The organism is Streptomyces sp. NBC_01210, assembly GCF_036010325.1.
Lineage (GTDB): Bacteria > Actinomycetota > Actinomycetes > Streptomycetales > Streptomycetaceae > Streptomyces.
On the sequence record NZ_CP108549.1, the window covers coordinates 4,162,833 to 4,185,018 of the forward strand.

A 22,186-nucleotide genomic window follows, 5' to 3' on the forward strand; every position below is an offset into this window, starting at 1 on the left:
GGCAGACGCCGGCCGGCGGACACGGAAATCCGGAAGCTGTCCTTCCCCTCGCGGCTGCCCCACCGCTCAACCATGAAACACGATGCTCACAGCCGAAACACGATGCTCACGGCCATCGGTCTCCCGGCATCCCGGCCCTCCTCCGGCGCACACTTGCCGCAAAGATGCGTGCGTCCCCGGCCCCGCGCACTACATTCGAAGGGGCGACAGGCACAAAGCGCACGCTTGGGGGCCGTATGGCAAGGGACACACCACCGCGCTGGGACCGCAAGATGCAGCAGCGGCTCGCGCGGGGAGAGGCCGCTGCCCTCGGCGAGTTCTACGACAGGTTCGCCTCGCTGGTGCACATGCTCGCCCACCGGGTGCTCGACGACGACACGGCGGCCGACCAGGTCACCCGCGAAGTCTTCGGCTACATCTGGGAGAACCCCGACGCGTACGACCCCAAGCAGGGCTCGATGCGGTCCTGGGTCGCCAGACTCACCAACAGCCAGGCCGTCCACCGGCTGCGCCAGACCGAGGCCGCCGCGCTCGCGGAAGGCGGCGAGGGCACCACGGAGGAGCTGGAGCAGAAGGTCCGCGGGGCGGCAGTGGCGGCCCGCGCCGACTACATCGTCACCTCCATGCCGGCGCCACTGCGGGCCGCACTGGAGCTCGCCTATTTCCAGCGCAGGGACTATCGCCAGACCGCGGCCGACCTCGGGGTCACCGAGGACGAGGCCAGGCGCCGGCTGCGGCTGGGCCTGCAACTGCTCTCCACCGCCCAGACCCGCCCCCTGGAGGGCTCGTCCCCGCCCCGGTACGGACGCTCCTTGTGAACGGCCCTCTGGACGGCGGCCGCGGCGCCGACGACGACGGCCGCGACGAGAGGCGCGGCGTGCCGCGTATACCGGGACCGCGGTGGGCGCCGGACGATCTGGATCCGCCGGCGCGCATCGTCCCGCTGCCGCCCGTACCGACCGCGCCGCGTGTGCCGCCCGCGCCGCCCGTACAACCGGGTGGCCGGCCCGAGACGGGTTGTGGCGGACCCGGTGGCGGCGACGAGGAGGGGCCTTCGCACAGCGTGCTGAAGTCACTGCTCGGCGCCTGGGCGCTGTCCGCCTGCTCCGCCGAGGAGACCGCGGCCGTCGAGGCGCACCTCGGCGACTGCGCGCCCTGCGCGGACGAGGCCCTGCGGCTGCGTGACGCCGTCGCTCTGCTGCACACCGACCGGGACCTGGACCTCGACCCGCTGCTGCGCTTCCGGGTGCTCGAGAACTGCCTGGTCCGCAGGCCCGCCCGTATCCCGGTGCCGGCCTGGGCGACTCCGTACGACGCGGAGACGGCGCGGCTCGACGCGCTGCTGCGGGACATCGCCGAGGTGGAATGGCATGCGCCGGTACGCCTCAAATGGTTCGAGGGCGAACGGCAGGTGAGCCGCAGAACCACCGTCGCCGGAGTCATCGGCCATCTCATGACCGTCGACGGACTGGTCGCGGGCGCGCTGGGGCTGGACGATCCCCTCGGGTCCGACGCGCCGAGAGTGCCCACCGAGCGCACCGAGGCTTTCTGGCGCACCGCGGACCTGCCGCCCACCCGTACCGTCCGCGAGCCCTGGCGCGACCAGAGCCACACACTGATCCGCACGGTCTCCTTCGCCGGCCGCGGCGCCGCCGAACTCTCCGTCTCGTACGGGAACTTCGCCCTTCCACTGCGGGACTCCCTGCTGGACCGCGCCTTCGAGTGCTGGATGCACGCGGGCGACATCGCGGACGCGGTGGACTACCCGTACGAGCCACCGAGCGGCTCCCATCTGCACGGGATGATCGATCTGGCGGCCCGGCTGCTGCCTGCCGCGCTCGCCGACCGCAGACGTGCGGGCCTCGCCGGACCGGCCAGACATCTGGTCGCGGCCGGCGCACCGGGCCGGTCGCTGCATCTGGAGGTCGAGGGCTCGGGCGGCGGTAACTGGCACATCGCCCTGGACTCCCCGGCCGCGATCGGTTCCGCGGACCAGGCGGTGGCTCAAGTGGCCCTGGACGGCGTGGAGTTCTGCCGACTGGTGGCGGGCCATGTCTCGCCGGAGGAGGCCGCGGCGGGCCAGGACGGCGACCGGGAGGCGATCCGGGACGTGCTGTTCGCAGCGGCGTCGCTGAGCAGGCTCTAGAGGACTGATGAAGATCCTGTCGAGGAGGTGGCGCGCAGTCGGTCCCGGACCAGCGAGATCGCCACGACGAGTGCCGCGACCAGTGCGGAGAGAATCACCTGATCACGTCCGGCGTCGTCGGTGAGCATATAGACCAGGACGAAGGAGATCATTGCGATGGTCGCCCAGGTCAGGTACGGGAAGAGCCACATCCGTACGACGAGCTTGTCCGGTGATTCGCGCAGCAGGATGGGGCGCATCTTCAGCTGGGTGAAGCAGATGACCAGCCAGACGAACAGGGCGATGGCACCGGAGGAGTTCAGCAGGAACAGGAACACCGTGTCGGGCCACTGGTAGTTGAAGAAGACGGCGACGAAGCCGAAGACGACCGATCCCAGGATGGCGGCCTGCGGCACGCCACGGCTGTTGGTACGGGCGAATGCTGTGGGTGCGTCACCGCGCCGGCCGAGCGAGAAGGCCATGCGGGAGGCGGTGTACAGACCGGAGTTGAGGCAGGACAGCACGGCGGTAAGGACGATGACGTTCATGATCTGGCCGGCGTGCGGGATGCCGATCGCGTCGAGCGCCGCTACGTACGAGCCCTTCTCCTTGATCGCCGGGTCGTCCCACCTGAGCAGAGAGACCACGACCAGGATCGAGCCGAGGTAGAAGACGCCGATCCGCCAGATCACGCTGTTGGTGGCCTTGGTGACGGCACGTCGCGGGTTCTCCGACTCACCGGCGGCAAGGGTGACGATCTCGCTTCCCATGAAGGAGAAGACGACCATGAGGATGCCGGTGAGGATCGCCCCGGGGCCGTTGGGCAGGAACCCGCCGTGGCCGGTCAGATGGGCCAGGCCGACAGATTCGTGGCCGGAGCCGGGCAGTACGCCGAACACCGCCAGAGCGCCGATCACGATGAAGCCGGCGATGGCAACGACCTTGATACCGGCGAACCAGAACTCGAACTCGCCGTAGGAGCCGACCGAGGCCAAGTTGGTCGCCGTGAGGACGACCATGACGATGAGGGCCCAGCCCCACTGCGGGACGGCCGGCACCCATCCCTCCAGGATCTTCGCGCCGGCGGTGGCCTCGACGGCCAGGACCACGACCCAGAAGAACCAGTACAGCCAGCCGATGGAGAAGCCGGCCCAGCGGCCCAGCGCCCGGTCGGCGTAGGCGGAGAACGAGCCGGAGGTGGGGTGGGCCGCGGCCATCTCGCCGAGCATCCGCATGACGAAGACGACCATCGCGCCCACCAGGGCGTACGACAGCAGGATGCCGGGGCCGGCGGCCGCGATCCCGGAGGCGGAACCGACGAACAGGCCGGCGCCGATCACACCGCCGATCGCGATCATCGACAGATGACGGTTCTTGAGCCCGGCACTGAGTCCGTCCGCGGACGGCGTCTGCCCGCTCTCACGGGGTGGCGAAGCCATGTCGGTGTTCGTGGGGTGCGCGCTCATGCTCAGTCCTTACAGAGGAAAGGAATCGGGACAGAGGGAAGAGATCTGGGCAAAACCGTCCTGCGGGGTCGTGCACATGCCGAGCACGGGTGGGACGACGGTGTGTACGACCACTCGGGAGGCCGGAAGGCGGGCCGATCGGGTCTGCCTGTTCGCGGCCTGTCGCGGTTGCCGATGCCCACGTGTCGGGTGAGGACGGCCGTCCGGCTCATCGGGCTCGGCTACATGGAGCCGCCGGGGGCGAGGACACGTGAGAGTGGGGAGCGCCAGGGGGTGACCCGGCGCGCGGAATCGGGGTACGCAGACGATAGGAGCGAGCGCGGCCGGGCCACCATGGACAGATGTCACGCACGCTGGAGCGCTGTTCAGACACATGCTCAAACGCAGTCGCGGATGTGCAGTCCGATTCGCCCTACCAGCACGGCGACGGCCCGGCGCTACGGCAGAGGTCCGGCACGGCGACAGCCCGGCGCTACGGCAGAGGTCCGGCACGGCGACAGCCCGGCGACGGCGGCGGTGATACGGCCGAGGTCCCCGCATCCGGTGGCTGTCGGGACCTGTCACGGCCAGGTGGCCGGACGGCAGCCCGGGAGACAAGCGTCGGCGATCTCCGCCGGGGCGTCGCCTTCCGGCGGGTGATCGCAGCGCTCTGCCGACGGCCACGGCACGAAAGCCCCGTCCCCGCACTGCACCAGCAGCCGCTTGCCGTGTGTCACCACGCCCCGCGGCCGCAGCCCGCTCAGGCTCGCGGTCGTATACGCGGCGGTCAGGCTGTTGAGGTCGTGGACGTCGCCGATCCGGAACAGGGACCGGGTCTCTGCGATGGCCTCGTGCTCGCCCGCGCGCATGACCACCCGCAACTCCGGTGCGACGGCCAGGGCTGCCACCGATACGGCGATGTTGTCCAGGTCGTCGGAGGCCACGGCGGCCAGCGCCTGCGCCTGCGGCAGATTGAGCGTGCTCAGCACGAACCGGTCGGTCGCGTCGGCGACGACCACGGGCACGCCCAGTGCCCTGGCCAGACGCAGCATCGGCGCTGCCGGATTCCGCTCGAGTGCGATCACGCCGATGCCCAGAGCCTGCAGCTGAGTGCAGAGGCGCAGGCCGACCTGCCCGAGCCCGACAACGACCACATGCCCCGCCCGCGGCAGAGCACGGGAGCCCACGATGCCGACCGCGCGCGGTCCCAGCAGACGATCGACCATCCCCGCGGTGAACACAGCGGTGAACACAATGGTGACAAGCATCGCGACGGCAGAGAACACCAGATAGGCGTCCGAACCATGGGCGGCCGCCGGGCCGACGGCAGATACCGTTCGCGCCGCTTCGAACAAAGCCTCCACAGGCGGGCGGTGGTTCAGGGCCACGGCCCAGGACCAGTCGGCCAGCAGCACCGCGAGCAGCCCGGCCAGACCCGTCAGCATGATCCGCGAGCTGCCGTCGTGCGGCCGCAGCTGCCCTCGGATCCTGCCCAGCCGGGCCCGGCACCGCAGCGAGCGCGGCGGCCGCCACGACTCCAGGCGCACGGCCCCCTCCTGCCAACGAGCGCCTATGTGGCCCGCAGGTGTCCCGGTCAGGCTCAGCAGATCGGGCTGGAGGCAGGCGGCAAGGAGAACGGGCGCGGCGACATCGGCCGGCGAGGTGACCTGACAGTTCGGCAGTACGCGCAGCAGCTGCTCACTGACCGTCCGGTCGAAGACCGTCACCACCAGCTTGACGTTGGGGCGGATGTGCTCAACGGCGAGCGCGTAGCGCAAGGACTCCACGTCGTCGTCGAGGAGCACCGCAACGCCGGCCACCTCCCGCCGCAGCGCCCGGCGCAGATCCTCGTCCCCGGGACGGTCGAGGTGACACACAAGATGTCCGGCCGACTGCAGCACACCGCAAACCCTGCGCGCCATGTCGCTGCCGATCACCACGAAGTACTGCCGTGGCACTGCGCTCTCGGGCATCACTGCGCACTCCCTCACCTCTCGGGTGGTGAGAACGCTAGGGGCCCGCACCGCCTGTGTGCTCGTCCCTGTGTCTGACATCGGAGGGCCCTGGGTTGTACGCCTGCACAAGACCGAAGGGAGCCTGCCGCTTGAGCAGTACCATCATTCGCCGCCCACGCTGATGTTCGGGTTGCCGTCGCGCCCCTGCGGCTTCAGCTCGATCTGGATCGTGTGGGTGCGGTCGCGCGCCGCCGAACCGCCGCCGCCCGCCGTGACCACCCCGATCCGCAGCTCGGCCCGGCCGCTGCCCTCCCGCCGCACCTGCACAGCGAACTCCAGATTCACCTTCTCCACACTGAACTTGAGGTCGCGCCCCTCGCCGTCCCGCTGCGCCCGTTCCAGCTCGTCCCGGACCTGTCCGATCACTTCGGCCAGCCCGGCCACCGCGGTGTCGTCACGCTCAGCCATCGCGCACCTCGTCTCCTGTAGTTATCGTTGAGCAGTATGAGGGAGCCGTTGCGCACGTCCAACTCAGCGCCGCACGAGGAGAGTTGGCGAGTCTGTCTGCTCCGTACGCAGGACCGGGCCACCCGCCCGCTCGGGGCCGGAGTGCTGCTCCCGGGGGGTCTGGTGCTCACCTGCGCCCATACGGTGCTGTCCCGCCCCGACCGGTCCGGCATCCGCACCCCGTTCGACACCGTCTACGTCGACGTCCCGCACGTCACCCTCTCCGGCGGCGTCTCCGAACCCCTGCCCGCCCGGCTGCTGCGGCAGTATCTGGTGCCGCCCACCCCACACTTCAGTGGCGACCTCGCCCTGCTCAAGCTGGACGAGGAGCCGCCCGTGGCGCATGCCGTACTGCACCGCCAGATCCCCGCGCGCAAGGAACCGGTGCACTTCACCGGCTACCCGGAGGACCTGCCGGGCGGCGAGCACCTCGACGCCCGGCTGATGGGGCGGGGCGGGCCCTCGCCCACGCCCGAGTGGGTGCAGCTGGACACGGAGGGTTCGGCGTACGTGGTCCGGCGCGGCTACAGCGGCGCCGGGGTCGTCCAGAGCCGCTCGCGCCGCCTCATCGGCATCGTGGCCCACCAGTTCGGTACCCCGGAAGCGCCCGTTCGGCGCGAGCACGCGTACATGATCCCGACCGAGACGGTGCTGAAGCATCTGCCTCTTGAGCGGCTGGGGCTGACGGTGACGGGGCACCGGGCCGTCTCCCGCGATGTCGCCGTCGCCCCGGACAGGACCGCCTCGGGCCGGGTGCCGGGGCTGCACCGCCGGCTCACCCGTTGGCTGGACGGCGCACCGGACACGGACCCCGTAGAGCTCGCCTTCGCCGGTGAGGGTGAGCACGAACTGCTGCACACGATCCGCTCGGCCCTCACGCTGGCGGACCGGGAGCAGAGCCCGCCGTCCGCGTCCGGGAGTTCGGTGGGCGAGCCGCAGGTGGGCAGCATCGACATCGCCGTCGACGCCACCAACCGCACCGTCGAGAACCTCGCCGTCCACGCCGCCGGCCGCATAGGCCTGGACCCGCCGTCCGGCACGCCCGAACCGGAGTCGCCTTCCCGTACCACCGAACCGGACGCCCCGTCCCGTACGCCCGAACCGGACACTCCGTCCCGTACGCCCCACCAGGCACTGCTCGCCCGGATCGCCGACGAGAGCCCGCCGCTCTTCGCCGCCTTCCTCGCCGTCGACCGGTCCGCCTCCACGGACGCCGAGATCGTGGCACTGCTGCGGGCCCTGCGCGCCCGGGACGACAGCCGGCTGCTCCTCGTCTTCAGCGACCGGCGCTCCCCGCTGCTCGCGCAGGTCCGCGCCGAACTCCTCGAGCCCGAGTGGCCCGACCGGCGCGCGGACCGGCTCGGGACGCGCGTGGCCCGGCTGGCCGAGACCGAGCAGCGGTTACGGCAGCTGCCCGCGAACCCGGTCACGGGCGGCCGCCCCGCCCCGCGGCGGCCCGAGCCGCGGACGCCGAGGCTCCGCCGGGAGCTCCAACAGCTGCGGCGCGGCAGTCCGTTGTTCGACTCGCCCGCTCTGCCGCACGCGCTGTTCCGGCTCGCCGTCGACATCGAGACGGCCCTGCTGGAGGCCGAGAGCGCCGAGCAGGCGCTGACCGGTCCGCTGGGCCCGCACGAGTTCGTCGTGGAGCCGCCCGGCGAAGGTCTCACGGATCTGCCGGTCGTCGCCGTACGCGATCCGGACGCGCTGGTCACCGCCCCGGCCGGGCACCAGCTCGCGGGCGGCGACCGGCTGCACCAGCAGTACGAGGTGGTGGGTCCGTTCGGCCGGGGCAGCCACGGTCAGGTGTATCTCGCCCGCGATCTCCTGCTGGAGAACCGGCCCGTGGCGCTCAAGGGGATCCTCGACCCGGGCAACCCCGCAGCCGTCCTCCAGGCCCACCAGGAGCGGCTGCGGCTGGTCAGCCTCAACCATCCATCCGTCATCCGGGTGGTCAACTACGCACGGCATCCGTCGTCCTCGGCGGAGTTCATCGTGATGGAGTTCGCCAACGGCGCGCCGCTGGAGTGGGTCGCGGCCCGGATCGCCCGGCACGATCCGCCGTTCTCCGGACCCCGGGTCCGCGAGTTCATCGTCGCGTACGGGCTGCGCATCCTGGACGCGTTCAGCTATCTGCACGACCAGGAAGGTCTTGTCTACGGCGATCTCTCCCTCACCAACGTCCTGCACTGCGGCAACGGCATCAAGCTCATCGACGTCGCGGGCGTACGCGAGCCCGGCGCACCGGGACCGGTCAGCCACCGGCCGCCGGAGACCGGAGCCGCGGGCGAGATGACCACCGCGGGCGATCTCTACACCGTGGGCGCCGTCCTCAGCGAGCTCCTCGCCAAGGCCCCGGCGCCGCCCGCGGACCTCGGCACGGAGTCGCTGCAGCGGGCCCTGCACCGCGCCATGGCACCCGATCCCCAGCAGCGGTACGCCTCCGCCCAGGAGATGGCTCTCCAGCTCCGCGGAGTCCTGCGCGAACTGCGCTCCCTGCGGCTCGGCGTGGAGACCTTCGAGCCGTCGCCGCTCTTCGACCGGGCGGCCACGGCGCTGGACGGGCAGCTGGGCAAGGCCCCGCCGCTGGACCGCTGGCGGGAGGACAGCAGCCGCAGCTACCGCCTCGGCGCACAGGTGCCGGGGCCTGCCGAGGCCGCCGTCGCCCTGCCCGTACCCAAGGCGGATCAGCAGGACCCCAACTGGAAGGAGCTGCAGCGCACTTCGTACGACGACCCGGTCGGACTGCTCCAGCTCAGCGGCGAGTGGCTGGAGTCGCCCGAGCTCCATCTGCTGCGCTGCCGGCTCCATCTCGAGCTCGCCCGCGACCAGTTGCGGCAACGGGTCGAACAGCTGGAAGCCGCGACCAGAGAGCTCAAGGGAGCCCATCGCATACTCGGCGACCGGGCCCGTTACGACTGGCGGCTGAACTGGCACCAGGGCCTGACCGATCTCGCCCACGGCCGGCTGCGTCCCGCCCTGACCTCCTTCGACGAGGTCTACCGGGCCATTCCGGGCGAGTTCGCGCCCAAGCTCGCGCTCGGCTACTGCCACGAGAAGCTGGCCGACGACTGGCGCGCCGCAGGGGACGACAGCGCGCCGCAGGCCGCCGAGGCGCGGGAGGCGCACGAACAGCAGGCCATGCAGTTCTACGAAACGGTCTGGCGGCGCAACCATGCGCTCGGCAGCGCCGCCTTCGGGCTCGCCCGGATCCATCTCGCCCGCCGCAGCCCGGAACGGGCCCTCGCGTCCCTCGACGGCGTCCCGCCGGACTCCCGGCACCGCACCGCCGCCCGTACGGCGATGGTGCGCATCCACGCGAGCCTGCCCGCCGACGGCACGCCGCCGACCGTGGCATCGGCGGTGCGCGCGTACGCCGCACTGCACCGGCTGGTCAGCCACGAGGGCCTCACCGACCGGCAGTCCCAGGAACGGCTCACCGCGGAGCTGCGCGAGCTCCTCCTCGAACTGGTCCACGCCGCACGGGAGAAGGGCGAGGACGCCGATCCGCCGGCCGAGCTGCGCGCCTCGCTGCCCTCCGCGATAGACGTCCCGGCCACGGAACGCGAACTGCGCGAGCAGCTCTCCGCCAGTTACCGGCAGCTGGCGAAGCAGGTGCCGCGCACCGACCGGGCCGAGGACGCGGCCCTCGCCGAGGCGCTCCTCGACAACGCCTACCGGACCCGTCCTCTCGGTCTGAAGCACCACCGGGACCGAAAGCGGAAGCAGGACCGCGACCGGGACCGGGAGAGGCACGACGGCCGCCGTACGGGAACGCCGCCGCGGCCACTGACCGCCTGGCTGCCACGCTCGCTGCGGCCCGGCTCGGGGGAGGGCCGATGAACCCGCTGAACCGCCTCGCCGCACCCCTGTCCCGGGCACTGCGGGCCCTGCCCCGGACACTTCCCGCACCGCGCCGCTTCTTCCCCGCACTGTGGCGTCGCGCCACCGGCCGTACCGCCGAGGGCAGCCGGCCCACCGCCGCGTTCCTGCGCCGCCGCATGCTCGTGCTGCCCGCACTCGGCGTGATCGCCCTCGCCCTCTCCGCCGCCGCCTACGGCGACATCCACGGCCGTACGGAACGGCTGCGGGACCGTTGCACACCCGCGCTGGTGGATCTGGCCGAGGCCCGGACCTCCCTCCAACTGGCCCAGGAGGAAGCCGTGTCACGGCTCCTCCGCACTCCCGGGAAGCCCGGCCTGGTCGAGCTCGGCGAGACCTACCGCTCGCTGCTCACCGAGGCTTCACAGAGCCTCAACCAGGTGGCGCAGTCCAGGGCCCTGCACAAGGCGCAGGAACAGGAACTGCGGGTGGTGTCGGGTCTGGTCGTCGCCTACGGAGACAAGATCGCCTGGGCGGACCGACACCGTACGACCGACGTGCTGCGCACGGCCGGGGTCGGCTACGCCGCCGACATGCTGGACAGCCCCAAGGGCACGACAGCCGGTACTCCACCGCAGGAGCCGACCACCATCCTGGACCGCATCAGAGAGCTGGAACGCCAACTGCGGGCTGAGAACCGGGACTTGGTGGCCTGGAGTCCCTTGACAGTGACGGCCGCCGGCGCCGCCGCACTGGCGGCCGCGCTCTTCGCCTTCGTCCTCGTCGGCACCTCGGTCTTCCTGCGGGACCGGCTGCGGCTGATCAGCCTGCAGTTGGCGGTGGCCGCGGTGCCGGTGCTCCTCACCCCCGCACTGCTGGCCGTCGGCGGCGCACAGGAGCACGGCGCGCAGGAGCGGGTCCGTACGGCCGTCGGCGCGCTGGAGAACGTGCGCGCGGATCGCGTCACGGCCCCTCGCCGGATCGAGTCCACCGCGCTCGACGCGACCGCCGTGATGCGCGGCACACATCCCGACGGCTGGTCGATGACCGCGGGCATCGCCGTGCCGGCCGGCGGCGTGGGTGCGCTCGCCTGCGGCGTCACGCTCTTCCTCTACGGCCGCCCGTATCCGGCCGGCCGCACCCTACGGAAGTACGGGGACGCATGAGCTGCTTGAGGGTTGTACTGGCCGGCTGTCTGCTCGCCGCTGCCGCCGTGACGGCCGGCGGCTGCTCGGCCACGGACGAGGAGCGGACGCTGGTCGTCCTCGGCCCGTGGACCGACGGCGAGGAGAAGCCGTTCCTGGCGGCGCTGAAGGGCATCGAGAAGCGGACCGGACGCAGTTACGTCTACAAGGGCACTCGTTCCCTGCACGAGACCCTGGTCGCCCAGTTGCAGGCCGGTGCGCCGCCGGATGTGGCGGTAGTGAGCAGCCCGGGCGACCTGGCGGCGTACGCCCGCGCCGGGGACGCCTATCCGCTGCCCGAAAGCGTGGTGGGTGCCGCGGTTCCGCCGTGGGCGCCCGCCGTCACCGTCGACACCACGGACGGCGAGGCCCGTACGCACGCGTACTGGGCGCCGGTGCGGCTGGACCTGAAGTCGATCGTGTGGAGCCACGCAGCAGATACGGGGAAGACCCCGGACTGGTGTCTTGGCGTGGGTTCGGGCGCGACCTCGGGCTGGCCGGGCACGGACTGGGTGGAGGATCTGCTGCTGCAGCGGCAGGGACCCGCCGCGTACGAGAGCTGGGCGACCGGCAAGACCCCCTGGCCGGAGACCAGGCCGGCCTGGGAGCAGTGGGCCGGCATACTCGCCGCGAACAAGGGGGAGCTCGGAAAGGAGGGGCTCGAGAACGGCTTCGAGCTGCTCAGGAACGGCAGGTACGGGCTGCTGAACAGCGGCAGGTGCACCCATGAGCACCAGGGCTCCTTCATCCGCCGCCACTACACGGACGATGTGCTGCCCACGCCGACCGCGCGTTTCCTCGGCTCCACCGAGTCCGGAAAGTCTGGAAAGTTCGGAAAGCCTGGAAGAACTGGGAAGGCTGGAGGATCCGGCGCGAACGCCTTCGAGGTCTCCGGCGACATGGCCGCGGTGTTCAAGCCCAGCACCGCCGCCTGGGACCTGCTCGGCCGGCTCACCTCCCGTGCGGCCCGGGACGACTGGGCGAATGCGGCGAAGCCCGGGGAGCGGCCGTACTTCCCGGGAGGCACCTTCGGCACCCTGCCGCAGTCGCAGGGCACCCGCGACGTCCAGAAGCTGCTCGAAGGAGCCGGCCAGATCTGCCTGGACGCCTCGGACGCGATGCCGCCGACCCTGCGCGACGCGTTCTACCGCGCCGTACTGGAATTCCTGGGCCACCCGCAGGACCACGACCTGCTGACCCGGCTGCTCGAACAGCTGGAGGCGGAGCGGATCCTGCAGCAGCGGGAGGGGGCGTTCGTACTGGACGATCTGTGCGACAACCCCGTCGGCGCCTCGCCGTAGACGGTCCGGCTGCCAGGGCGTGCCCTAGGCGAAGACGACCGTACGGCGGCCGTTCAGCAGGATCCGGTGCTCTGCGTGCCACTTCACCGCGCGCGCCAGCGCCTGGCACTCCACGTCGCGGCCGATCGCCACCAGCTGCTCCGGCGTGACCTGGTGGCCGACGCGTTCGACCTCCTGCTCGATGATCGGGCCCTCGTCGAGGTCGGCCGTCACATAGTGCGCCGTCGCGCCGATCAGCTTCACGCCCCGGGCGTGCGCCTGGTGGTACGGCTTCGCGCCCTTGAAGCTCGGCAGGAAGGAGTGGTGGATATTGATGATCCGGCCGCTCAGCTGCTTGCACAGATCGTCCGAGAGCACCTGCATATAGCGGGCGAGGACCACCAGCTCGACCTTCTCGGCGCGGACCAGTTCGAGCACCTGCGCCTCGGCGGCGGCCTTGTTCTCCTTGGTGACCGCGATGTAATGGAACGGGATCCCGTACGAGGCGACGAGCTCGGCGAAATCCTTGTGATTGGAGACGACCGCCGCGATCTCGACCGGCAGCGCGCCGGTCCTGGAGCGGAAGAGCAGGTCGTTCAGGCAGTGGCCGAACTTGCTGACCATCAGGACGATCCGCATCCGCTCCTCGGCGAGATGGATCTGCCAGTCCATCTGGAAGGAGTCCCCGACGGCGACGAAACTGGCCCGCAGCTTCTCCACGGTCACCGGCGACTCCGCCGAGAAGTGGACCCGCATGAAGAACAGACCCGTGTCCCGGTCCCCGAACTGCTGACTGTCCTCGATGTTGCAGCCGGTCATGAAGAGATAGCTCGACACGGCGTGCACAATGCCCTGTCTGTCCGGGCAGGAGAGCGTCAGGACGTACTGGTCAGTCATCTTCGTAGGATGCCACACCCGCCGGTCCCTGCCGGAGTGCTCGTCCGTCAGCCGGACACCGGGCGAACCCCGAGCGGACCTCCCGGCCTTCGGCGGAACTCAGAGGGATCTCAGGCGGACCGGGTCATGATCCGCAGCACGTCCAGCGAACGCGGCGGAGTGTCCGGGTCCTCGCCGTCGGCGACAGACAGCCGTACATGCGCCTCGCGGGCGGCTCGTACGGCCTCGGGCCAGCCGTGGTGTTCGAGATAGGCGGACACGGGAGCGTCCGCACCCACCTGGTGCATGATCCGCAGCACGCGCAGGACGGCGACATCGACCAGGGCGGCCTCGCCCGAGTCGCGGAAGATCGTCCCGACGTACTTCTCCGCGGACCAGTTGTCCAGCCAGGTGTCCTCGACCAGGCGGTACACGGCGTCGGTGACGTCGCCGTACCCCTCGCGGCCGGCCAGCCAGCACTCTTCATGGAAGACGGGGTCGGAAAGCATGTGCAGCGCCGAGCGCACATTGCTGCGCCAGCGCCACCAAGGCATGTCATTGAGCGGCATGCCGCCCATGGTGGAGGAGCGACGGCCGCGGCGGGAAGAGGTGTCCGAACCTTGCTGCACGCCGTCGATCGTACGTTCCCTGGTCGCAGGGCCCCACAGCCCCCTGTAATTCACTTTGACGTCACCCGTCGTTGATCAATGCTCACTCTTCCGTTACCCGGGAGGAGGAAATGTGCATCACCATGACCGGTTGGCGACGTTCATCCTCCCCCCGCCCCTCAAGGACCCGCCCCTCACGGACCGTGCGGATTCGCGCCGTCTGTATGACAACGGCCGTCGCGGCGGTCGGAGCGTCGCTGGTCACCGGCTGTGGCGTGCTCCCTGGGGCCACGGGGGGGTCCAGGGAGCCCGTCACGGTGATGACGTTCGCCCCGGAGGAGACCCCGGTGACGAACATGCCCGGAATGCCTGCCATGGCGAAGGCCTATGCCCGCTGGGCCGAGGCGCAGGGCGGTATCGACGGGCACGAGCTGCGCGTCATCACCTGCAACGAACAGAACACCTCCACCGGAGCCGCCAACTGCGCCCGGCGTGCGGTCAAGGAGGGCGTGGTCGCGGTCGTCGGCTCGTACAGCCAGCACGGCGATGCCTTCATGGCTCCGCTGGAGGCCGCGGGCATCCCCTTCATCGGCGGATACGGCATCTCCGAGGAGGAGTTCACCAGCTATCTGTCCTACCCGGTCAACGGCGGCCAGGCGGCGCTCCTCGCCGGCAACGGCAAGCAGCTCGCGAACGTCTGCCAACGGGTCTCGCTGGTAAGGCCCAACTCCCTTGCCGGCGACGAAATGCCCGTGCTCCTCAACTCCGGCCTCGCGGAGGACAGTCAGCGCGAGTCCACGGACATCCTTGCCGCGGAGGACGCGACCGACTACACCGCGCAGGCTGAGCAGGCACGCAGGAAGGCAGGTGCGCGGAGCGGCTTCGGGACGGGGAGCGACGACCGGCCCGGCTGTGTCACGGCCGCGCTCGGCGACCGCACGGAGACTTTCGTCGACTCCTTCCGGCGGCTGCCCGAGGACAGCCGGAAGGTGCGGATCTCCTCCGTCATGGGCAGCGTCGGCCAGCCGCTCATCGACCGCACCGGCGGCCGCAAGGGCCCGCTGGAGGGTGCGTACATCACCGGCTGGTACCCGACCGCGGGCGATGCGCGCTGGGAGGAGATGCAGAAGATGATCCGTACGTACGCCTTCGGCGACAACGACATCGACCCGGCCGACGCCGGTGTGCAGACCACATGGATCGCGTACACCGTGCTGAAGACGGTCATCCGGTCGATCCACGACGACAGGATCAACCCCAGCAAGGTCTCGCGGGCCCTCGACAACGGGGTGCGGGTCTCGACCGGCGGCCTCACTCCGGTGCTGCGCTGGAAGTTCGAGGACATGCTCGGCACGCCCGACTTCCCGCGGGTGGTCAACCGGGCCGTGACCTTCCAAGTGGTGCGCGACGGACGCCTGGTGGCCCAGAAGCCGGGCTTCGTGGACGTCAGCAAGACGCTGTCGTCGTCCACCATCGCCAGCTGACCGGGGGCCGCTCGGTCGGCTGCCCGGCCGACCGACCGGAAGCTACAGCTGCTCGCTGCGCCGCTCCGTGAGCTCGTACTTACGGGCGATGGCGTTCCACAGCCCGGACGCTTCCCTCTTGGCCTTGGTGGCGTCACCGCTGGCGCGGTTGGCCTGAGCGGTCTGGCCGGTGTTGCGGGCCTTGCCGTCCTTGCAGCCCTTCTTGCTCTTGACCTGCTGGGCCCAGGCCGCGTAGTGGTCGTCGGCCGACGCGGACGCCTGCCATGCCTTGGTGAGCGAAGCAGTCAGCGCGGCATTGTCGGGCAGCTTGTCGACGGTCAGGCCCTCGAGCCGGGTCACCAGACCGCGCCGCTGCACCGCGGCGCCGTGCAGGTCGGTGGACGCCTGGTCCAGGTTCTGGCACTGCTTGATGTTCTCCACCGAACTGATCACCGTGGCACGGCTGTTGTTGCTGTCCGCGAGGAGCTTGTCGAGCGCCTCGGCCTGCTGCTTGGCGGGGTCGGCGGCGGCCTCGGGAGAGTTCTTGGGGGCGTCGGAGGTCGCTGCGACGTTCTTGCTGGCGTCCGGTTCCTTCTTGGCGTCGTCCCCGCCGCCGAACATCACTGCGCTGACGCCGAGTCCGAGGACGGCACAGCCGACCACGACGGCGGCGATCAGCGGTACGTGCGAGGACTTGCGCCGATCGGGCTCGGGCTCATGGTCCTGGGGCTCGTACTGCGGCTGCTGATGCGCCGGTTGCTGCTGATGCGAATGCTGCCGGCGCGTCCGCTGGCCGACGAGCGGACCCTCGAAGCGGGGCAGCTGTGCCGTGGCGTCCGCGGGCTGGGCCGCGGGCCCGTCCGTACGGAAGAGGCTGTCGAACTCGGCAGGCGGCTGCCGGTCGCCGGGCGCCCCCGGCCGGATCCCGAACGGCGCGGCGTTGGGCGCGGGCGGGGCGGAGCCGGGCGGTACGGCTGCGATGTACTGCGTGGCCTCGGCGTCCGGTCCCGCTACGGGTCCGGGTCCGGGCATGGCACCCGGTATGGCACCGGGCCCAGCGAGCCCGGTCCCGAGGAACTGGGTGGACTCGGCGGGAGTCTCCGGCGGCAGAGCTCCGGGCCCCACGGGCGCCACCGGCGGGATGTACTGCGTCGCGTCGGAGGCACCCATGACGGGCGCCTGCGGAGGCAGCGCTTGTGGAGGCAGGGCCTGAGGGGGCAGCGCCTGAGGGGGCAGCGCCTGAGGGGCCGGTCCCTGCGGAGGCACAGCCTGAGGCATCGGCTGCGCGCCGTACCCGGCCTGCGGGCCGTACTCGGCCTGCTCGCCGTACTCGGCCTGCGCGCCGTATCCGCCCTGCGACACCTCGCCGTACCCGGCCTGCGGGCCGTACCCGCCCTGCGGTACCTCCCCATAGCCGCCCTGGGCAGGCTGCCCACCCTGAGCAGGCTGCCCGCCCTGAGTAGGCTGCCCGCCCTGGCCGGGCTGCCCCGGCTGCTGCTGCGGCCCCCAGGGCTCTCCCCACGGCTGCCCGCCCGCCGGAGCCACCTGTGGGTCGGAGACACCTGGAATCCAGGGCTCACTTCCGTCGGCGGGCAGCACGACGCCTTCGTGCGCGGGCCGCACAGCAGGAAGCTGCCGCTCGTCACCCTGTCCGCTTTGCGTCACCGGGACTCCTACGTATGGGCCTACTGAACCGTCGGTTCACGCTACCCGGTGCCTCAGCCGCTCCGCACACACGCGCGGAAGCAGTAACAAGATGCGGACTCAAGTCGCTGTTAAAGGGGCACCCGGCCTCATGCGGCCTGAACCTCCAGCCGCGCCCCGAACTCGCGCACCGAAGGCTCCGTGGCGTACGGCTCCAGGCGCTGCTGGAGGTCGTCCAGGTACTCCGCGCCCCGACTCGAGCGCAGCCTCCCCAGCAGCTCCACCGCACGCGTGCCCGTGTGACAGGCCTGCTCCACCTCACGCTGCTGCACCTGCGCAGTGGCCAACAACACAAGACCGATCGCACGCCGCCTGGCCCGCGACTCCGGGTGCCCGTCCAGCGCGTTTGCGGCATGGTACGCCGCCACCTCCGCCTGCCCCAGGTCGCGGTAGCAGTGCGCCAGCTCGTCCGCGAGATATGCGTGGTCGAAATGGGCGATCCAGTCCGGATCGTCCCCTGCCGACGGCTCGGCCCGCTCCAGCGCGGCGAGCGCCTTGCCGGCCACCTCGTGGCAGGTGCGGGCGTCCCCGAGCAGGGCGTGCCCGCGCGCCTCCGCCGCGTAGAACATGGCCTCGGCCCGCGGTGTGACCCGGCCCCGGGCGCCTTCCTGCGCGGCCCGGGCCAGCTGCGAGATCTCCCGCGGGTTGCCGAGCTGAGCGGCCAGATGGCTCATGGACGCCGCCAGCACATAGCCTCCGTACCCCCGGTCCCCGGCCGCCTGGGCCAGTCGCAGCGCCTGGATGTAGTAGCGCTGGGCGAGCCCCGGCTGGCCGGTGTCGACGGCCATGTATCCGGCGAGCTCCGTCAGCCGCGCGACCGCCGCGAACAGCTCACGGCCGACCGATTCGCGGTACGAGCCCGAGAGGAGACCGGAGACCACGCTGTTCAGATAGTGCACGACGACCGGCCGGACATGGCCGCTGCCGAAGCGGTGGTCCAAGTCGGTCAGCGCGCTCGTCATCGCCCGTACCGCTTCGACGTCCGAGACGCCGACCCGCGCTCCGGCCGTACGCGCGACCTGCGTGTCCGCGCCGGTGATCAGCCAGTCGCGGCTCGGCTCGACGAGTGCGGAGGCCGCGACCGCCGACCCGGACAGGAAGTCGCGGCGGCCGACGTCACTGCGCCACAGCTCGCAGACCTGCTCGATCGCGCCGAGCACGGTCGGCGAGAACTGCAGGCCGACCCCGGACGCGAGGTTCTTGCCGTTCGCCATGCCGATCTCGTCGATCGTGACCGTACGGCCGAGCTTGCGGCCCAGCGCCTCGGCGATGATGCCCGGTGCACGGCCGCGCGGCTGCTGCCCGCGCAGCCAGCGTGCCACCGAGGTCTTGTCGTAGCGCAGGTCCAACCCACGCTCCGTACCGACCATGTTGACGCGACGGGCGAGCCCCGCATTGGAACACCCGGCTTCCTGAATGAGCGCCTGCAATCGTTCGTTCGGTTGTCGGACGACGAGAGGCCTGGCTGCCATGACTACCCCCTGAGGCCGTGGTGATCCATGAAGTGATCACTGCCCGGCTGATATACGGAGAATGCAGACTTGGGCTGAGTTGGTCGTTTTTCCGGGAAGACTCGGAAGATTCCCTGGAAGGCCTTTCCGGAAGGCGGCCGCCTTGACGCACGCAGAAGCCACACGGGAGCCACGACGTCTGCCGCCGTCGCCCTCCCGGATCGCCGCCTCCCCCTCGCGATGACGCCACTGCCTGTGGCTACCCGCCCACCACGGCGCAGCCGCATGCGCGCCCCCACCCGTGCACCCATGCGCCCCGTGTGCAGGATCGATGCGCCACGCACCGCCCATGGGACGCCCGTAACCCAAGGTGGTGGCGGGAGTTGAGTGTGTCGTGGAAGAGACCATCGGAGTCATGGAAGCCGTACAGATCCCCCAGCAGCGAGGTGAGCAGCTGCTGGACAATGCCGTGCGGTACGCGGAAGAGCGGCACTGGGACGTGTTCCCCGGCACGTGGCTGGAGGCGGTGGAGGGCAGGGAACGCTGCTCGTGCGGCGACACCGCATGCGCCCTGCCCGGCGCCCACCCCGCCAGGCCGGACTGGGCGAACCAGGCGACCGGCAGCGCGGTCGCCGCACGCCGACTGTGGTCCAGGCAGCCGAAGGCGTCGATCCTTCTGCCGACGGGACGTACCTTCGACGCTCTCGACGTACCGGAGTCGGCCGGCTTCCTGGCGCTGGCCCGCCTGGAGCGGATGAACCTCCCGCTCGGCCCGGTGACCTGCACCCCCGACCGCCGGATGCTGTTCTTCGTGCTGCCCGGCGCGGCACTCAAAACCCCCGACCTGGTCCGCACCCTGGGCTGGGTGCCGAGCGCCATCGACCTCGTCGCGCGCGGCGAGGGCCACTACGTCGCTGCGCCGCCGACCCGGATCGGCGGCCATGGCGCGGTGCAGTGGGCCCGCCGCCCCACCACCGCCAACCGGTGGCTGCCGGACGCGGACGAGCTGATCAGCCCGCTGGCATACGCATGCGGGCGGGAGGCTGCCGCGAAGCGGATCCGCCGCGCATAGGCGGCCCCCAAGGTGACCCATAAGGTGGCCTCGTACATACGGGGACACTGAAAGGCGGGGCGCCATGCCGGACCAGGCGATGGGAGCCACAGAGGCGGGCGGGGCGCGAACGGCGCCGCCCGCCGTTCGTGTTGAGGGCTTGTGGAAGCGGTTCGGCGAGCAGACCGCGGTGGCCGGCATCGATCTCACGCTCCCCGCGGGCAAGTTCATCGGCCTCGTCGGCCCGAACGGCGCGGGCAAGACGACGACCCTGTCGATGGTGACCGGCCTGCTGCGCCCGGACCAGGGCCGGGTGGAGGTGGCGGGCCACGACGTGTGGCGCGACCCCGTCGAGGTGAAGTCCCGTATCGGCGTACTCCCTGAGGGCCTGCGCCTCTTCGAGCGGCTCTCGGGCCGTGAACTCCTCGCCTACAGCGGGCGGTTGAGGGGCCTGCCGGGCGATGAGGTCGACAAGCGCGCGACTCAGCTCCTGGACGTACTGGACCTGGCGGGCGCGCAGCACAAGCTGGTCGTCGACTACTCCACGGGCATGCGCAAGAAGATCGGGCTCGCGGCGGCCCTGCTCCACAACCCCGAAGTGCTGTTCCTGGACGAGCCGTTCGAGGGCGTCGACCCGGTTTCGGCGCAGACGATCCGCGGCGTCCTGGAGCGGTACACCGACTCGGGCGCGACCGTCGTCTTCTCCAGCCATGTGATGGAGCTGGTGGAGTCGCTGTGCGACTGGGTGGCGGTGATGGCGGCCGGCCGGATCCGCGCGCAGGGCCCGCTGGCGGAGGTACGGGGCGATGCGCCGTCCCTGCAGAGCGCGTTCCTGGAACTGGTGGGCGCGAACGGCCGGGACACCGGGCACTCGCTGGACTGGCTCGGCGGCGGTACCCGTTGAGCAACGTCAACGCCTTGAACAGCGCATACCTCGCCCCGGTCTTCATCCGTCTCAAGCTGTCGCTGCTGCGCAACGGGCTGCGCCAGTCGTCCGGCCGCAGAGCCGCGTACATCGCCTCGATCGTCGTCACGCTGCTCTTCGCCGCGCTCCAGCTCATCGGCCTGATCGCACTGCGCGGAAACGATCACGCGGAATCGGTCGTGGTGCTGCTGACCGCCGTACTGGCCCTGGGCTGGGCGTTCATGCCGCTCTTCTTCCCCAGCGGTGACGAAACGCTGGACCCGACCCGTCTGGTGATGCTGCCGCTGCGACCGGGTCCGCTGGTCTCGGCTCTGCTGGCGGCGTCGCTGGTGGGCATCGGCCCGCTGTTCACGCTCTGCCTGGCGGTGGGTTCGGCGATCGCGCTGTCCCACGGCGTCTTCGCACTGCTCGTCTCTGTCGTGGCCGTCCCCCTCACCCTGTTGGTGTGCGTGGCGCTGGCACGGGCGGTCGCGGCGGCCAACATCCGGCTGCTGACCTCCCGCAAGGGCCGCGATCTGGCGCTGCTCAGCGGTCTGGTGATCGCGGTCGGCATCCAGGTCGTCAACTTCGGCGCCCAGCGCCTCGGCCGGGCCGGCGGACTCTCTGCGCTCGATCCGGTGGCGGGGGTCGTACGGTGGCTGCCGCCGGCGTCGGCGATCGGCGCGGTGGACTCGGCGAGCGAGGGCTCGTACGCGGTGGTCATCGGGCAGTTGGGGTTGTCGGCGGCCGCTCTGCTGCTTCTGCTGCGGTTCTGGCAGCGCAGCCTGACCAAGCTGATGACGAGGCCGGACGGCTCGACGCTGGCCGCTGCCTCGGAGCCGACCCGCAAGGAGTCCACGACCGGCTTCCACCGTCTGCTGCCCGAGGGCCGTACGAGCACGGTGATGCAGCGCAGCCTGCGCTATGTGTGGCGGGACCCGAAGACGAAGGCGGCGTGGGTGACGGCGCTGGCGATCGGCCTGATCGTGCCGCTGTTCAACGCGCTGCAGGGCACGGGCTCGGTCTACTTCGCATGCTTTGCGGCAGGGATGCTCGGCATCCAGATGTACAACCAGTTCGGCCAGGACACCTCGGCGTTCTGGATGGTGGCGCTGACGATCTCGTCCACCCGGGACGCGTACGTCGAACTGCGCGCCCGCGCACTGTCGTTGCTGGTGATCACGCTCCCTTACACCGCCCTCGTCACTGTCCTCACCGCGGCCGTGCTGGGCGACTGGCAGGCTCTGCCGGAAGTGGTGGGCCTGTCCTTCGCGCTGCTGGGCGCGATGCTGGCGACGGGAGCTGTGGCGTCGGCCCGCTTTCCGTACTCGATCCCGCAGGACAGCGCGTACAAGAACGTCGCTCCCGGTCAGGGCGGCCTCGCCTGGATCTCGATCTTCGGCGGCATGATCTCGGCGGCGGTGCTGTGCGCGCCGGTGATCGCGCTGACGATCTGGCTGCATGCTGCGAACATCCAGTCGGCGCTGTGGCTGCTGCTGCCGCTGGGCGCGGCGTACGGGCTGCTCGTCGGGTGGGCGGGGGTGCGGATTGCGGCGCCGCAGGCGGCGAGAAGGCTCCCGGAGATCCTGGCGGCGGTCAGCAAGGGGTGAGTGGCAGCAGGGGTACGGGGGGCAGCCTCCGTACGCGTACCCGAAGCAGCAGCCGTACCCGGGGGCGGGCGGGCCGGGCTGCTGGGGTGCGCCTCCTGCGCCGCCGAAGAAGGACCGCACGGTCATGATCGTGAGCATCGTGACGGGGTTCGTCGCGGGGAGACCCGTCAGCCGAATCGGCTGACGGGTCCCGTACCCACGGGC

At 71.0% G+C, this 22,186-nt stretch carries 16 protein-coding genes; 9 read left to right on the forward strand and 7 right to left on the reverse strand.

Annotation, left to right across the window (positions count from 1 at the left end):
- Nucleotides 1–236: 236 nt before the first annotated feature.
- Together OG735_RS18690 and OG735_RS18695 are read left to right on the forward strand one after the other, a co-directional pair.
- Complete coding sequence (locus OG735_RS18690) at nucleotides 237–818, forward strand: sigma-70 family RNA polymerase sigma factor (RefSeq protein WP_327324334.1); 582 nt, start codon at nucleotides 237–239, stop codon at nucleotides 816–818.
- Nucleotides 815–2,146 carry a zf-HC2 domain-containing protein gene (locus OG735_RS18695; protein ID WP_327324335.1) on the forward strand — a complete coding sequence of 444 codons (1,332 nt, stop codon included), beginning with the start codon at nucleotides 815–817 and terminating at the stop codon, nucleotides 2,144–2,146. The genes OG735_RS18690 and OG735_RS18695 overlap by 4 nt, the downstream gene beginning before the upstream one ends.
- Here the strand turns inward: OG735_RS18695 and OG735_RS18700 are convergent.
- The 3 genes from OG735_RS18700 to OG735_RS18710 form a co-directional block, all read right to left on the reverse strand.
- On the reverse strand, nucleotides 2,143–3,564 hold the full coding sequence (locus tag OG735_RS18700; protein ID WP_327328367.1) for an amino acid permease: 1,422 nt from the start codon (nucleotides 3,562–3,564) through the stop codon (nucleotides 2,143–2,145). The genes OG735_RS18695 and OG735_RS18700 overlap by 4 nt on opposite strands.
- Nucleotides 3,565–4,151: 587 nt before the next feature.
- The gene (locus tag OG735_RS18705) at nucleotides 4,152–5,543 is read right to left on the reverse strand and encodes an NAD-binding protein (protein WP_327324336.1); all 1,392 of its coding nucleotides are present in this window, start codon (nucleotides 5,541–5,543) and stop codon (nucleotides 4,152–4,154) included.
- Nucleotides 5,544–5,687: 144 nt separating this feature from the next.
- Nucleotides 5,688–5,993: a trypco2 family protein gene (locus OG735_RS18710; protein ID WP_327324337.1), complete on the reverse strand. Its 306-nt coding sequence runs from the start codon at nucleotides 5,991–5,993 to the stop codon at nucleotides 5,688–5,690.
- Nucleotides 5,994–6,029: 36 nt separating this feature from the next.
- Here OG735_RS18710 and OG735_RS18715 point away from each other — a divergent pair, with 36 nt between their 5' ends.
- From OG735_RS18715 to OG735_RS18725, 3 genes are read left to right on the forward strand one after another with little or no spacing between them, the layout of a single operon-like run.
- Nucleotides 6,030–9,872 (forward strand): tetratricopeptide repeat protein, encoded by a 3,843-nt coding sequence (locus OG735_RS18715; RefSeq protein WP_327324338.1) that lies wholly within the window; start codon nucleotides 6,030–6,032, stop codon nucleotides 9,870–9,872.
- Nucleotides 9,869–11,017 (forward strand): hypothetical protein, encoded by a 1,149-nt coding sequence (locus OG735_RS18720; protein ID WP_327324339.1) that lies wholly within the window; start codon nucleotides 9,869–9,871, stop codon nucleotides 11,015–11,017. The genes OG735_RS18715 and OG735_RS18720 overlap by 4 nt, the downstream gene beginning before the upstream one ends.
- Nucleotides 11,014–12,336 carry an extracellular solute-binding protein gene (locus OG735_RS18725; protein ID WP_327324340.1) on the forward strand — a complete coding sequence of 441 codons (1,323 nt, stop codon included), beginning with the start codon at nucleotides 11,014–11,016 and terminating at the stop codon, nucleotides 12,334–12,336. Before OG735_RS18720 ends, OG735_RS18725 begins: the two co-directional genes overlap by 4 nt.
- 24 nt (nucleotides 12,337–12,360) lie before the next feature.
- Here the strand turns inward: OG735_RS18725 and purU are convergent, their stop codons facing one another.
- Together purU and OG735_RS18735 are read right to left on the reverse strand one after the other, a co-directional pair.
- Nucleotides 12,361–13,212, reverse strand: a complete 852-nt coding sequence (gene purU / locus OG735_RS18730) for a formyltetrahydrofolate deformylase (RefSeq protein WP_327324341.1) — start codon at nucleotides 13,210–13,212, stop codon at nucleotides 12,361–12,363.
- Nucleotides 13,213–13,322: 110 nt separating this feature from the next.
- On the reverse strand, nucleotides 13,323–13,769 hold the full coding sequence (locus OG735_RS18735; protein ID WP_327328368.1) for an SCO4402 family protein: 447 nt from the start codon (nucleotides 13,767–13,769) through the stop codon (nucleotides 13,323–13,325).
- 173 nt (nucleotides 13,770–13,942) lie between these two features.
- Between OG735_RS18735 and OG735_RS18740 the strand changes: the two genes are divergently transcribed.
- Nucleotides 13,943–15,283: an ABC transporter substrate-binding protein gene (locus OG735_RS18740; protein WP_327324342.1), complete on the forward strand. Its 1,341-nt coding sequence runs from the start codon at nucleotides 13,943–13,945 to the stop codon at nucleotides 15,281–15,283.
- Nucleotides 15,284–15,325: 42 nt separating this feature from the next.
- Here OG735_RS18740 and OG735_RS18745 read toward each other — a convergent pair whose 3' ends face one another.
- A complete protein-coding gene (locus tag OG735_RS18745; protein WP_327324343.1) occupies nucleotides 15,326–16,927 on the reverse strand; it encodes a hypothetical protein in 1,602 nt (533 codons plus the stop codon).
- Between the two features lie 128 nt (nucleotides 16,928–17,055).
- Nucleotides 17,056–18,438, reverse strand: coding sequence for a transcriptional regulator (locus OG735_RS18750; RefSeq protein WP_327324344.1), 1,383 nt, complete (start codon nucleotides 18,436–18,438; stop codon nucleotides 17,056–17,058).
- 394 nt (nucleotides 18,439–18,832) lie between these two features.
- On the opposite strand from OG735_RS18750, the gene OG735_RS18755 reads away from it, so the two are divergent.
- From OG735_RS18755 to OG735_RS18765, 3 genes are all read left to right on the forward strand, one after another.
- Nucleotides 18,833–19,489, forward strand: a complete 657-nt coding sequence (locus tag OG735_RS18755; protein WP_327328369.1) for a bifunctional DNA primase/polymerase — start codon at nucleotides 18,833–18,835, stop codon at nucleotides 19,487–19,489.
- 64 nt (nucleotides 19,490–19,553) lie between these two features.
- Nucleotides 19,554–20,372, forward strand: coding sequence for an ABC transporter ATP-binding protein (locus OG735_RS18760; RefSeq protein WP_327324345.1), 819 nt, complete (start codon nucleotides 19,554–19,556; stop codon nucleotides 20,370–20,372).
- A gap of 14 nt (nucleotides 20,373–20,386) precedes the next feature.
- Nucleotides 20,387–21,982: a transporter gene (locus OG735_RS18765; protein WP_327324346.1), complete on the forward strand. Its 1,596-nt coding sequence runs from the start codon at nucleotides 20,387–20,389 to the stop codon at nucleotides 21,980–21,982.
- Nucleotides 21,983–22,186 lie beyond the last annotated feature (204 nt).

Excerpts from the sequence above, each read along its gene's own strand:
- OG735_RS18690 (WP_327324334.1), top strand. The coding sequence starts at position 237 with ATGGCAAGGGACACACCACCGCGCTGGGACCGCAAGATGCAGCAGCGG.
- OG735_RS18700 (WP_327328367.1), bottom strand. The coding sequence starts at position 3,564 with ATGGCTTCGCCACCCCGTGAGAGCGGGCAGACGCCGTCCGCGGACGGA.
- OG735_RS18705 (WP_327324336.1), bottom strand. The coding sequence starts at position 5,543 with ATGCCCGAGAGCGCAGTGCCACGGCAGTACTTCGTGGTGATCGGCAGC.
- OG735_RS18710 (WP_327324337.1), bottom strand. The coding sequence starts at position 5,993 with ATGGCTGAGCGTGACGACACCGCGGTGGCCGGGCTGGCCGAAGTGATC.
- OG735_RS18715 (WP_327324338.1), top strand. The coding sequence starts at position 6,030 with ATGAGGGAGCCGTTGCGCACGTCCAACTCAGCGCCGCACGAGGAGAGT.
- OG735_RS18720 (WP_327324339.1), top strand. The coding sequence starts at position 9,869 with ATGAACCCGCTGAACCGCCTCGCCGCACCCCTGTCCCGGGCACTGCGG.
- OG735_RS18725 (WP_327324340.1), top strand. The coding sequence starts at position 11,014 with ATGAGCTGCTTGAGGGTTGTACTGGCCGGCTGTCTGCTCGCCGCTGCC.
- purU (WP_327324341.1), bottom strand. The coding sequence starts at position 13,212 with ATGACTGACCAGTACGTCCTGACGCTCTCCTGCCCGGACAGACAGGGC.
- OG735_RS18735 (WP_327328368.1), bottom strand. The coding sequence starts at position 13,769 with ATGGGCGGCATGCCGCTCAATGACATGCCTTGGTGGCGCTGGCGCAGC.
- OG735_RS18740 (WP_327324342.1), top strand. The coding sequence starts at position 13,943 with ATGACCGGTTGGCGACGTTCATCCTCCCCCCGCCCCTCAAGGACCCGC.
- OG735_RS18750 (WP_327324344.1), bottom strand. The coding sequence starts at position 18,438 with ATGGCAGCCAGGCCTCTCGTCGTCCGACAACCGAACGAACGATTGCAG.
- OG735_RS18755 (WP_327328369.1), top strand. The coding sequence starts at position 18,833 with ATGGAAGCCGTACAGATCCCCCAGCAGCGAGGTGAGCAGCTGCTGGAC.
- OG735_RS18760 (WP_327324345.1), top strand. The coding sequence starts at position 19,554 with ATGCCGGACCAGGCGATGGGAGCCACAGAGGCGGGCGGGGCGCGAACG.